Consider the following 10,680-nt stretch of genomic DNA (forward strand, 5'->3'; position numbering starts at 1 on the left):
TTATTTGAGCTAGTCAGCCCAGCTTTACAAGCACCACTTAAACAATTGCTTAAAAAAACCAAACCTTATTTTAAACACCACAAAAATTTTGAACTGCCTAACATCAGCTTATTAAGCGAACTCGCTGATAGTTTTAGAATATTGCAAGGACGTGCTATTGCTAAAGCGCACAAAGATTGGCTTCAGTTGCCGGAGCACTCTCCCCAGTTTGCTCCGGCAATTGCGGCCCGTTTTAAAATGGCATTGGCACTAACCGCCCAAGAAGAAAAAGAAGCACTTAACGTTCAAACCCAATGGCAAACATTAATTGCTAAAAACCTAAATTCAACTAGCTGCTTATTTTTGCCAACAACCCCAACAACCGCACCTAAATTGGGCGCCGACACAAGTGCCTTACGCATGCAAATAATTACGCTATCGGCTATTGCGGGCTTGAGCCGCTCGGCGCAAGTTCACTTACCATTGGCTAATCTAGCAAATGGCCATCCATATGGGTTTTCACTCATGATGAGCCACAATAACGATAAAAGCTTACTTGCCTGCGCAACACAACTAGCTGCATATTTTAAACAGGAAACTCTCACATGAACGCACACAACATTGCCTTTACGGCCCCGCACTTTTCAGCGACCGAGGCAGGCACCTCAATACTAAAACAAGGCGGCACAGCTACCGAGGCTATGGTTGCAGCAGCCGCTGCTATTAGCGTGGTTTACCCACATATGAACTCAATTGGTGGCGATAGTTTTTGGCTTATTGACAACCCAAACCAAAGCACACCCACCGCAATTGATGCATGCGGGCGTGCACCAAACGACATCAGCGCCTACAGCAATGAGCAACAAATACCAGATCGTGGCGGTTTAAGCGCATTGACTCAAGCGGCTACACTTCGTGGCTGGCAAAAAGCCCTTGAATTAGATGAGCACGCAGCCCTTTCGCTAAGTACTATTTTAGCCCCAGCTATCAAACTTGCCCGCGAAGGGTTTACTGTTACCAAAAGTTTGCAAGCAGGCTGTGAAAAACTCGCGACGGTTACCAATACAAATGATGCATTTAAAGCACTATACATCCCAAATGGCAAACCGTTAAAAGCAGGCCAACATTTTAAAAACCCAAAACTTGCCGATACCTTTGAGCATTTAGCTAAACATGGCTTAAATGCATTTTATGAAGGCGAACTTGCCGACTCGTTTGCAGTCGATTTAGCCAAAGCTGGCAGTATTATTACCCCAAATGATATTGCCAACACGCAAGCCGATGTAGTAAGCCCGCTAAATGCTAATTTGTCGGGTATTAATTGCTACAACTTACCTGCACCTACTCAAGGCGTACATTCGCTACAAATAATCGGAACCGTTAATAAGCTGAAACACACCGCTAAAACCGAAGCCGATTGGACCCACTTAATTGTAGAAGCCACCAAGCAAAGCTTTACGCACCGCCCAAAGCTTTGGGCCGACCCTAAAGCGCTTGGCGATGATTATAAAAACGCACTAACCGATGAGCGTTTAACCGAGCTTGCCAACAATATTGATATGAATACCGCCAAAAAATGGCCGTTTGATGCCCAGCCCGGCGATACAGTTTGGATGGCAGCACGCGATAAAAACGGCCAACTAGTGAGCTTTATTCAAAGTATTTACTGGGAATTTGGTAGCGGCATACTCATGTGCGAAGGCGGGTTTGTATGGAATAACCGCGGGCTAAGCTTTAGCTTAAACACTAAAGATACCAATGCACTAGCGCCAAATAAACGCCCAGCACATACCCTTAACCCGGCTATGGCTAAGTTTGACGATGGCAGACGCCTTGCCTACGGCACTATGGGTGGTGAAGGCCAACCACAAACTCAAGCCGCTGTATTTGCCGGATACGCGTGGCGAAATAAGTCAATTAACCAAGCGGTAAGCGATCCGCGCTGGTTACTGGGCCGCACATGGGGCGACACCAGCACAAATTTAAAAATAGAACACAGCCTCGCTGCCCAAATAGACAATGAATTAAATAAACGTGGCCACGACTGGGTAAGTGTCGAAGACAACAACGAAATGATGGGTCACGCGGGTGCTATTTTAGATACACCTACAACCCTTGAAGCTGCAACGGATCCTCGCTCTGATGGCCGTGCAACTGTTTCATCAACGTAGTAGGAACACACATGACAGAAATAATGAATCAATGGCCAATTATTGTGGCCTTAATAGCAACCGGTATTTTTGCCGGAATTTTAGCAGGACTTTTTGGTGTAGGCGGCGGTATTGTTATCGTACCTGTGCTGTATTTTTTACTGCAAGGGTTTGGCGTAAGCCCTGAGTCGGCCATGATGATAGCCACCGCGACATCGCTTGCCACCATAGTGCCTACGTCTATTTCATCTATTCGCTCGCACCATGCAAAGGGAAACATTGACCTTGCTTTAATTAAATACTGGGCGCCGTTTATTTTAGTAATGGCCGTTGTAGGCAGCTACTTAGCGCACTCAATACGTGGTAATGCACTGGTACTTATGTTTGCGTGTATTGCTATTTTAGTTAGCCTTAACATGTTATTTAGAGCCGGCGCCCCTGCCCTTGTAAGTAAGTTACCAGGTAAATTTGGCCAAGGCATAATGGCAAGTATTGTTGGTGGCTTATCGGTCATGATAGGCATAGGCGGCGGCACAATTGGCGTGCCCATGCTTAGTGCATTTAACGTACGTGCCCATGTTGCCGTAGGCACTGCAGCCGTATTTGGCTTATTGATTGCGCTACCTGGCGTAATTACCTTATTAAGTATTGGCACAACGCCAACCGATGCTCCCCTAGGTACGTGGGGGTTAGTTAACCTCCCTGCCTTTTTACTTATTATTCCACTTACTATTTTGTTTGCGCCTATTGGCGTAAAAATTGGTAGCAAGCTGGATCAAAAACAATTAAAACGCGCCTTTGCCGTTGTATTAATGATAACGGGCATTCGCATGCTTATTCAGACAATCGGAGCCTAAAACATGTTTAGCAACACGCAAATTCAAACTTTAAATCCACCGCAGCGTTTACTCATGGGGCCTGGGCCAATTAACGCAGATCCACGCGTACTGCGTGCTATGTCGGCGCAGCTAATTGGGCAATACGACCCAGTAATGACCGGTTTTATGAACGAAACCATGGCCCGCTATCGTGAAATATTTAAAACCAAAAACGAATGGACCATGTTAGTTGATGGCACATCACGCGCAGGCATAGAAGCCGTATTGTGCTCTATTTTACGCCCTGGCGATAAAGTACTGGTGCCCATTATGGGCCGCTTTGGCCACTTGCTTGTTGAAATAGCCGAACGCGTAGGCGCAAAGGTACACACCATAGACGTACCCTGGGGCGAAGTATTTACCCCCGAACAAATAGAAAAAGCCATTGTTGACGTAAAACCCCATGTACTTGCCATGGTGCAAGGCGATACTTCAACAACCATGAACCAGCCGCTTGAACACATTGGTGATATTTGCCAAAAGCATGATGTATTATTTTACTGCGATGCCACCGCCTCAATTGTAGGTAACGATTTACCCGCCGATGAGTGGAAACTCGATGCGCTGTCGGTTGGTTTGCAAAAATGTTTAGGTGGCCCGTCTGGCTCTGCCCCTTTAACACTGAGCGATAAATGCGCCGATTGGATCCAAAAACGCAAAAAAGTAGAAGCGGGTATTCGTACCGCGGAGCATACCGACGGCACCGAGCCATTTGTACGCTCAAACTACTTTGATTTAGGCATGATCATGAATTACTGGGGGGAGGAGCGCCTTAACCACCACACCGAAGCCACCAGCATGCTGTATTGCGCATCAGAATGTGCACGCATTGTTATTGAAGAAGGCGTAGATAACTGCGTTGCCCGCCACAAATTACACGGCGATGCCATGCTAACGGGTATTCAAGCGCTGGGCTTAAACGTATTTGGCGACATTAGTCATAAAATGAACAACGTAGTGGGTGTGTATATTCCCGAAGGAATTAACGCCGACCATGTACGCGGACAAATGCTAACCGACTTTGGTATTGAAATTGGCACCTCGTTTGGGCCACTGCATGGCAAAATTTGGCGTATTGGCACTATGGGCTACAACGCCCGTAAAGATGCCGTATTACAAACATTGGCAAGCCTAGATGCCTGCCTGCATGCCAACGGTTACAAAGGCCCTAAAGGCGAAGCCGCTATTGCCGCCCTTTCCCATTACAAATAATAAAAAGGATTTAGCATGACGATTGCAAGCCCACTCCATGAGCCATTATTAAACAGCGAGCTGGCTAATAAATTTGCTGCACGCGCCTTAGTGCGTTGTAAAACACTTAGCAGCCTATCGCAAATGCAAGGTGGCATTCACCGTGTGTATTTATCTAAAGAGCACAAAGAATGCAATAGCGTTACTTCCCAATGGATGGCTGAGGCAGGCATGCAATCGTGGCAAGACGAAGTAGGCAATTTATGGGGGCGCTTAGCATCATCAAACCCAAACGCTAAACGCTTAATTATAGGCTCACACCTTGACACCGTACCCAATGCTGGCGCATTTGATGGCATTTTAGGAGTATTACTTGGTATTGAAATAGCCGCCCTTGCACATGAATTAGAGCTAGATCTACCGTTTCATTTAGATGTTGTGGGTTTATGTGATGAAGAAGGCACCCGCTTTGCCACCACATTAATTGGCTCAAAAGCACTAGCAAACGAGTTTGATCCGCAGTGGTTAAATATACAAGATACAAACGGCATTACCATGCGCCAAGCCATGCTGGATTTTGGCCTAAACCCAAATGATTACGCAAAAGCTGCGCTTAACAAAAACGAATTACTCGATTATTGGGAAACCCACATAGAGCAAGGCCCTGTGCTTGAGTCGGTAAATCAGGCATTAGGCATTGTCACAGCCATTGCAGGGGCCAAGCGCGCTATGCTCACTTTAACAGGTCAAAGCGGCCATGCGGGTACTACACCAATGAATTTACGCCAGGATTCGTTAGCAGGCTGCGCCGAACTGATTCTTGCCATAGAGCAACTAGCAAAAAACGCGAGTAATGGTGAGGTAGCCACCGTAGGTCAAATACAATCGCGCCCCGGTGCAACAAATGTAATTGCAGGTAAAACAACCATAAGCCTAGACGCACGTGCACAGAGCGACACCGATCTCGCTAACTTACTAAGCGCTATACAAAGTAGCGCTCAGTCTATAGCAAGCAAACGCAATTTAACACTTGATTGGCAATGGACGCATGCAGCCGGTGCCGTTGCATGCGACACCACTATTCAACATTTGTTTTCAAGCGCATGTAAACTCAACAACCAAGCATCGCCTTCACTTGCCTCTGGTGCAGGGCACGATGCAATGGCCATAGCCCCTATTTGCCCCGTTGGCATGTTATTTATACGCAGCCCTGGCGGCATAAGCCATCACCCCGCAGAAGCTGTTATCGACAGCGATGTAACAAAAGCACTCAGCATAATGTACAGCGCGCTTGTACTGTATACACAAACGTTAAAAGAATAGTGAAGCTAATAAGTAATCCAGAGGTTAAAATGTAAGTATTGCTCTATTTAACGATTAACTTTGCGAGGTTTTACTCGCATATCACCAAGATGAGTTACAGCTACAGCAGTAATAGTAAATACCTGCTTTTTATATTCAATTGTAATATTACTGATGTTTAAACGGCGTATTTACGTCAATTATTTAATAATGTAACTAGGTGGTAGGTTAGCAATCAGATTGCGGCTGTGTTTCCATGTATTCTTCCACAATTTCTAGCTGCCCCTTCTCCGTTCTTTTTAGAAGCATATAATAGCCTTTATCGGTATAACATTTCTTTTCAGAATATCGGTGTGCCTTGATCTTGTAGCCATTTCCTTCAGGCTTTATTGCTATGTTTTTGAATGTGCTTTTGTCATTTTTCATTTTTGCCAATGGCATTACACGTTGGACAAGCACCTTCCACTGTTCACCCGTAATTTCCATTTGACGCTCCTTACCATGCGGGTAAACGCGATAGGAATGAATTTTGGCATCGTTTGCATATAAAGAAGCAACTTTCACGTCAAAATTACTACCTAACTTCGTATATTCATCAAAAAAACTTTTCGCATTTTCCGATGCATGTGAAATGCTCGACATTAAAACTGCAACAGCGAGTATAACTTTTTTCAAATGTTGGCTCCTTACTAAGATTGATGATTGCTAACGCTGCATATAATGCGGGGAATGCTTGGCTATAATTAGCAGAGAATGAGTCTCAAAAGAGCATTTAACGCCATTTTTAATGCGCTTGATATATGCTGACTATGCCTGCTGCGGTAATTTTAATTGCTTATAAACTTTCTTACACTTACCACAGGTGATATCTAATTCGAACTTATAGTTAACGCACTGAAAAAAGAAGCCATACACTTTACTTCCAATTTTTATAAACGTCAGAACAAACGCTGTTGCCACCATAAAACTAAATTCATAAGCGCCATTTTCGTAGAGTGCTGAATCTATACACAACTCAACAAATAAAAGTGCCACAACCTTATAGTGCTTGCCAATTACCGCAATAACAAATGTAAAAAAAGCTATAAAATAAGCAAAACCTTGTGACTCTTCAGCTAAAAAAGCCAAGAAACCTATTGGAATAGATAAACAAAGGCTAAGAAAAAGAAATCCCACCATATCGATTTTTGACATCCAAAAATCAGTTTTAAAACTATTTTTTGTTTTGCACTTACTACACTTTAACAACAACTACTCCAAATAAAGGATATGACGCTTGCCGTAAACGGCACACATAATATAGCTTAATAATCCCACCTAATAACTACAATGTAAACAGGCAATTAGGGGTTATAAAAGTGACTTTTCATAAGGTACAAAAGCCGTATTGATAAGGTTATTGGGTTGGGTTGCGAATTAGAGTAAAAGTTGCGGATTATATACATTGTTTGTTTTTAATAGGGCTTTACAGCGCTGCCTTTGCAGCATTATTAATAAAGCTATAGTGGAGTATTTAATTAACCTCAAAGTTTATATTATCAAAATACGGGTTGTGAGTGAGCGCTTTAATTACACTAATGCCGGTAAGTTCTATGAGCTTTAGCTCGCCACTTGCATTTATGGCAATGCACTCTTGTTTGAGTGCATTGCGTTTTATATCAGCTGCTACACCACATACACTATCACCATTTTTTAATACAAGCTCAATATTCAGCCTGTGCATACAAGCAATTTCGATGTAATCGTAATGGTTGCAACTGATCATAAGGTTCTCTTTACATTATTTAGCTGGTTTAAATAGTATTAAAGTGGCAATAACAATTAAGTTGCCTACATACCATAAATCTTTAATTACAAATTGGCCTAATCGATCTAATAACGCGCCTGAACTTAATGCGCCGGTGGCGGTAATTAAAAATGTTTGGGTCATTAAAAAAACACTTAAACATGCTAAACCACTCACTATAATGAGCTTTTTATTGTTAATTAAAATGCCCGCACCGAGTAACACTGCAAATAATACATCAAACCCGCCAATTACGTTTGATGCGCCTTGTACGCTAAATACCGTGTATAACCACGACATAAACGGTGAGGTTTCTACTAACCCCACAATGGCTTTAGCTTCAAACTCATAAAATTTCATGCCGCCAATCCACAGTAAAACCATCGCAACCGGTATAAAGTTTAAAAAAACATGTTGTTTGTCGGTGAGCTTATTTTTATAAAACAAAAATAAATACAAAGGAATAACAGCAAAGTATTTAATAATGCCTTGCCCACTGCCAATAATTGGAAAGCCTCCTAACTGCGCCATCCAACGGTTACTGGCCAATAAAGTAAGTAAAGGCACAATGCAAACAATTAACGCTAAAACAGCTACTGGCATAGGCTTTAGTAATTTTAAATGTGCGGCTAGAGTGGCGAGTGCTAATGCAATCATAGCGGTGCCTGTGAGCAAACCTAACGTATTTACACTGAGTAAGATATCAAGTTCATAAAAGCTAAAGGTCGCTGTAAGTGTGTTTGGGTTTGCACCTAAAGCAAGCGATACACCAAGTAATGCAAAGCTGAGTGTAAGTATGAAGGTGAGTGCGTTATTTGTGTGTGTTAGGTTCATTGTGTGCTCATTAAATTTGTCATGCCTAATAAAGACCTTGTTATTTATAAAAAGCATTCAACCTAGCCAATTAAATATTCACACATCTGTAACTTAAAAAGTTATGTAAACGCACTTTTCAAAAGCAAAAAGCTCACAAAAATAAACATATCCTTTTGGTCAGGTTTATACATAAAAGCTATTTAAATTTCACCTAAAAGCTAACAAAAAAATTTAATCACCTCATATAAAAAAGAATAAAAACAAAATAAACATCTGATATAAAATATAAAAATAAATACACCCCCTTGCTTTTAATGCTTGTTAAATTAACCAAACACAAAAAAGCTAACCGATCGGTCAGATATGGCATATTAACTGCAAAGTATTAATCATAATAAAACAGCTTTTTTCTTACTTGCGCAATAACAATACGAAAAAGCAAACAACAAACCTTATTAAAAACAGGGTGTTAAAAAGCTAAGGGGGTCTGTGTGATTCAGTTTCTATTAAATGACACGCCAATTGAAGAACAAGAATGCTCGCCAAGTCTCACCATTTTGGACTGGCTTCGCACCAAAAAAGGGAAAATGGGCACCAAAGAAGGGTGTGCTACAGGCGATTGCGGCGCGTGCACAATTTTAGTTGGCGAAGAAAAACTAAACTCAAACGGTAACCCAGTTTGGCACTACCAAACTATGAACAGCTGCCTGCTTTTATTAGGCAATGCACACGCAAAACACATAGTAACCGTAGAGGCTGTAACAACGGGGCTTTACCCAGCCCTTGATGACTTACACCCAGTACAACGCGCATTAGTAGAGTGCCATGGTTCGCAATGCGGTTTTTGCACCCCAGGTATAATAATGAGTATGTTGGCGCTTTATATTAATAACCCGAGTTACCCAGGTAAAAAAGCCGCTATTCATGCTTTAGGTGGCAACTTGTGCCGTTGTACTGGCTACAGCCCTATTTTACTAGCGGTAGAAAAAGCCTACAGCTATGAGCGTAAAAATGAGCCTTACTCAGCCATGGCAGCTCAGTTTAAAGCCTCACTTAATACGCAACATGATGACGATGTTCCATTTTTAAAAAATGGCCCTCGCAAATTCTACTTGCCACAAAATGCTAAGCAGCTTGTTGAACTAAAAGCGCTTTACCCGCATGCACACTTGGTTGCTGGTGGCACCGATTTTGCCATTGAGCTTAGCCAAAACATGCTGTTGCCCGATATTATTATATCGCTTAGCCAAACCTGTGAGCTGTGCACTTTAAGCGATAACAACGGCGAGCTACATATTGGTGCAGCACTCCCTTACAGCCAGTTTGTATATACTTTTTACAATTACTACCCAGAGTCTAAAGAGCTATTTGAACGCCTAGGCTCTAACCAAGTACGTAACAGTGGCACCTTAGGTGGCAGCATAGGAAATGCCTCTCCAATTGGCGACCCAGCTCCTTTACTCATTGCACTTAATGCCACTATGGATTTATTAAGCGCAGCAGGCACACGCACTATAAACGTGGCCGACTACTTTGTTGATTACAAAAAAACAGTCATTAATAGCGATGAAGTAATTAGCAAAATTACCTTACCTAAACGCCCAGAGTCGTTAAAGCTTGCGTGTCATAAAATTTCAAAACGCTTTGAAGATGACATATCTACTGTGTGTTTAGTACTGGCTATAGAGCAAACGCAAGGCGTAATTAGCAATGCCCGCTGCGCCATGGGCGGTATGGCAGCAATACCCAAACGCGCCGCGCACATAGAGCAAAAGCTTAATGCTCAGCCCTTACAGGTAAGCACGTTTATAGATGCCGCTAGTGCTATAAATGATGACTTTGCTCCCATGAGCGATGTACGCAGCAGCGCACATTACCGCACTACGGTAAGCAAAAACTTGCTACAGCGTATTGGTATTGAGTTTTGTGGTGCACAGCCAAGCAGTAAAAATAATAACAACATTGCCATTACGAGGATCTCACATGCGTCACTTTGAAATGGATAAACTAAAAGCCCAAGGCGGAAGCGTTGGCCAATCTAAGTACCACGAAAGCGCAATAAAACAAGTATGTGGCAATGCAAACTACGCCGACGATAACCCAGAGCCCCATGGCTGCTTACACGCCTATCCTGTGCTTGCGCCTATTACCAGCGGCTTTATTAAATCAATTGATACAAGTAAAGCGCTTGAATTGGCAGGCGTTAAACGTATTTTATCGGCTGATGATGTACCCGGTAAGCTTGATATTGGCCCAATATTCCCAGGTGATGTGCTATTAACCAATCACGAAATTCAATACCACGGGCAACCTGTGCTGGTAGTCGTTGCCGACAGCTACGAAATGGCGCGCCGCGCTGCTCGTTTAGTGGTTATAGAGTGCGAGCAAACCGCCCCCATACTTGATATTAAAGAAGCAATTAAAAAAGGGCATTGGGTAAGGCCGCCACATTCACTTAACCGCGGTAATAGCGAGCAAGCCATAAATAATGCAGCCCACCAACTTAAAGGTGAAATACACATAGGCGGGCAAGAACACTTTTACCTTGAGGGGCAAATAGCACTCGCTCAGCCCGACA

Annotated in this window: 11 protein-coding genes; 7 read left to right on the plus strand and 4 right to left on the minus strand. The window is 43.0% G+C overall.

Translation table 11 applies throughout. The features are described 5' to 3' along the window. The 5 genes from BCG07_RS14380 to BCG07_RS14400 all read left to right on the plus strand — a co-directional run. Window positions 1-588: amidase (locus tag BCG07_RS14380; protein ID WP_502694076.1), on the plus strand; the 588-nt coding region annotated here is incomplete at its 5' end. Then, entirely contained in the window at window positions 585-2,150 is a 1,566-nt protein-coding gene (locus tag BCG07_RS14385; RefSeq protein ID WP_286890703.1) for a gamma-glutamyltransferase family protein, read from the plus strand. The genes BCG07_RS14380 and BCG07_RS14385, both read left to right, overlap by 4 nt. A gap of 11 nt (window positions 2,151-2,161) precedes the next feature. Next, window positions 2,162-2,986 carry a sulfite exporter TauE/SafE family protein gene (locus tag BCG07_RS14390; protein ID WP_286890706.1) on the plus strand — a complete coding sequence of 275 codons (825 nt, stop codon included), beginning with the start codon at window positions 2,162-2,164 and terminating at the stop codon, window positions 2,984-2,986. Between the two features lie 3 nt (window positions 2,987-2,989). Continuing rightward, window positions 2,990-4,219, plus strand: coding sequence for a pyridoxal-phosphate-dependent aminotransferase family protein (locus BCG07_RS14395; protein WP_286890709.1), 1,230 nt, complete (start codon window positions 2,990-2,992; stop codon window positions 4,217-4,219). A 15-nt stretch (window positions 4,220-4,234) separates the two neighbouring features. Further along, a complete protein-coding gene (locus BCG07_RS14400) occupies window positions 4,235-5,521 on the plus strand; it encodes an allantoate amidohydrolase (RefSeq protein ID WP_286890710.1) in 1,287 nt (428 codons plus the stop codon). Window positions 5,522-5,728: 207 nt separating this feature from the next. Here BCG07_RS14400 and BCG07_RS14405 read toward each other — a convergent pair whose 3' ends face one another. The 4 genes from BCG07_RS14405 to BCG07_RS14420 form a co-directional block, all read right to left on the minus strand. After that, a complete protein-coding gene (locus BCG07_RS14405; protein WP_008128531.1) occupies window positions 5,729-6,175 on the minus strand; it encodes a hypothetical protein in 447 nt (148 codons plus the stop codon). 132 nt (window positions 6,176-6,307) lie between these two features. Then, entirely contained in the window at window positions 6,308-6,694 is a 387-nt protein-coding gene (locus BCG07_RS14410; RefSeq protein ID WP_138739542.1) for a hypothetical protein, read from the minus strand. A 319-nt stretch (window positions 6,695-7,013) separates the two neighbouring features. Then, the gene (locus BCG07_RS14415) at window positions 7,014-7,265 is read right to left on the minus strand and encodes a Rho-binding antiterminator (protein ID WP_033025257.1); all 252 of its coding nucleotides are present in this window, start codon (window positions 7,263-7,265) and stop codon (window positions 7,014-7,016) included. 15 nt (window positions 7,266-7,280) lie between these two features. Next, window positions 7,281-8,120: a DUF417 family protein gene (locus tag BCG07_RS14420; RefSeq protein WP_008128526.1), complete on the minus strand. Its 840-nt coding sequence runs from the start codon at window positions 8,118-8,120 to the stop codon at window positions 7,281-7,283. Between the two features lie 473 nt (window positions 8,121-8,593). On the opposite strand from BCG07_RS14420, the gene xdhA reads away from it, so the two are divergent. Both xdhA and BCG07_RS14430 read left to right on the plus strand, forming a co-directional pair. Beyond that, a complete protein-coding gene (gene xdhA, locus BCG07_RS14425; protein ID WP_286890712.1) occupies window positions 8,594-10,099 on the plus strand; it encodes a xanthine dehydrogenase small subunit in 1,506 nt (501 codons plus the stop codon). Beyond that, the coding region (locus BCG07_RS14430) for a molybdopterin cofactor-binding domain-containing protein (protein ID WP_286890715.1) at window positions 10,086-10,680 on the plus strand (595 nt) is incomplete at its 3' end. The genes xdhA and BCG07_RS14430, both read left to right, overlap by 14 nt.

This window comes from Pseudoalteromonas sp. ESRF-bin5 (assembly GCF_002632075.1).
GTDB classification, from domain to species: Bacteria; Pseudomonadota; Gammaproteobacteria; order Enterobacterales; family Alteromonadaceae; genus Pseudoalteromonas; species Pseudoalteromonas marina.

Excerpts from the sequence above, each read along its gene's own strand:
- BCG07_RS14410 (WP_138739542.1), bottom strand. The coding sequence starts at position 6,694 with ATGTCAAAAATCGATATGGTGGGATTTCTTTTTCTTAGCCTTTGTTTA.
- BCG07_RS14420 (WP_008128526.1), bottom strand. The coding sequence starts at position 8,120 with ATGAACCTAACACACACAAATAACGCACTCACCTTCATACTTACACTC.
- BCG07_RS14415 (WP_033025257.1), bottom strand. The coding sequence starts at position 7,265 with ATGATCAGTTGCAACCATTACGATTACATCGAAATTGCTTGTATGCAC.
- BCG07_RS14390 (WP_286890706.1), top strand. The coding sequence starts at position 2,162 with ATGACAGAAATAATGAATCAATGGCCAATTATTGTGGCCTTAATAGCA.
- BCG07_RS14395 (WP_286890709.1), top strand. The coding sequence starts at position 2,990 with ATGTTTAGCAACACGCAAATTCAAACTTTAAATCCACCGCAGCGTTTA.
- BCG07_RS14400 (WP_286890710.1), top strand. The coding sequence starts at position 4,235 with ATGACGATTGCAAGCCCACTCCATGAGCCATTATTAAACAGCGAGCTG.
- BCG07_RS14385 (WP_286890703.1), top strand. The coding sequence starts at position 585 with ATGAACGCACACAACATTGCCTTTACGGCCCCGCACTTTTCAGCGACC.